2 protein-coding genes are annotated in these 1,266 nt (G+C 40.7%); one reads left to right on the forward strand and one right to left on the reverse strand.

The window, feature by feature from the left end; genetic code table 11:
• Positions 1-115: 115 nt before the first annotated feature.
• A complete protein-coding gene (locus tag AAY47_RS19620) occupies positions 116-310 on the reverse strand; it encodes a hypothetical protein (protein WP_047772065.1) in 195 nt (64 codons plus the stop codon).
• A gap of 100 nt (positions 311-410) precedes the next feature.
• Here AAY47_RS19620 and AAY47_RS21525 point away from each other — a divergent pair, with 100 nt between their 5' ends.
• Complete coding sequence (locus AAY47_RS21525; RefSeq protein ID WP_047772067.1) at positions 411-1,001, forward strand: hypothetical protein; 591 nt, start codon at positions 411-413, stop codon at positions 999-1,001.
• The last annotated feature ends 265 nt before the right edge of the window (positions 1,002-1,266 follow it).

The raw sequence follows: 1,266 nt of genomic DNA on the forward strand, positions 1-1,266 counted from the left end.
ATCATCACGAAAACGAATGGCTGATTGGCGGTCGCGTTTCAACATAGCACGCAATTCGTTAATAAATTCGATATCCATATTCATACCCTCAGAATTAATATTGTTTATTTGATGATCAAACCCCTAGCACTTGCTTTATACGGGTCGGCGATTCTTTATGCGTTTTCAAAACCGTGTCACAAAAATCGCATTGTGCGATGTAATATTCGCGCATGTATTTATCCATCAATTCAGGGTTATGAGCCACTTCACGAGGATTGATGCTACGTTCGGTCAAATACAAAATGAACTCGTTGATTTTGTTTTCCATACTCACCCCCTAGCCGTAACCCCGCCCGACTCCAATCTACGGCGGGGAAGTCTATCGTTAATTTATGATGTGCCTGCCTATTTAACCACCTCAGGCGGCAGTGGTTCTTCGCATTCCCCAACGCAAAGAAATCGGTTATAGTTTGCTCTCCCCAACGCTAATAAGGCCTGAGCAAATGTCTAAATTTGATAGGGAATTACAAAAATTAATTTTAGAGAAAGCGATTGACGCTCATCCGGATGCAACAGATGCCAAGCAATTTCATGAATTGTTAATGACTAGATTCGATTCTGATGAAGAAAAGAAAGTTAGAGCTAATATTATATATTTAGTCGAACATAAGATTATTACTATTGATTACAATCAGCATTCAAATTATAACAACTTGTCTTCATATCAGTTAATTAACTCTATAAGAGCGACCGAAAAAGGAATAGATTTTATGTTGGATGACGGCGGATTAAGTGCCATCCTAAACGTCACAACTATCAAATTTCATCATGATGCAATTCAGCAAATTGCTGACTTGATAGAGCTTACTGTTCAAGACCCCGAAGATAAGCAGCGATTCCTAACTCAGCTAAAACAGCTTCCTTACGAGACCATAAAACATGTCTCACTTGAATTGGTGAACAAGGGGCTTGCTCAGATACCGAACGTAGCTCAGTGGCTAGGAAAGTTTCTTGATTAGGGGGCATTCGAGTGAATTTAACCCAGCCAAGTGAAGCGGATAACTCCAGCCAGAATTCATCTTTATCCGTTTCACAACTCATTGTTAATATTCCATTAAGGAACACTAACGCCTTAATATTTAGTTTTTGATTGTCCATTACACCCTCGCTGTCACAGTCCCCGACTCCGATCTACGGCGGGGCTTGGTTTTGGTTGAAATACGCTCTTTTGATGGAGCGCCATTTACTGCCGTAATGAAGCTGCTTAATGCGTTAACCGTGCCG

It is taken from the genome of Xenorhabdus griffiniae, assembly GCF_001028135.1.
GTDB lineage: Bacteria > Pseudomonadota > Gammaproteobacteria > Enterobacterales > Enterobacteriaceae > Xenorhabdus > Xenorhabdus bakwenae.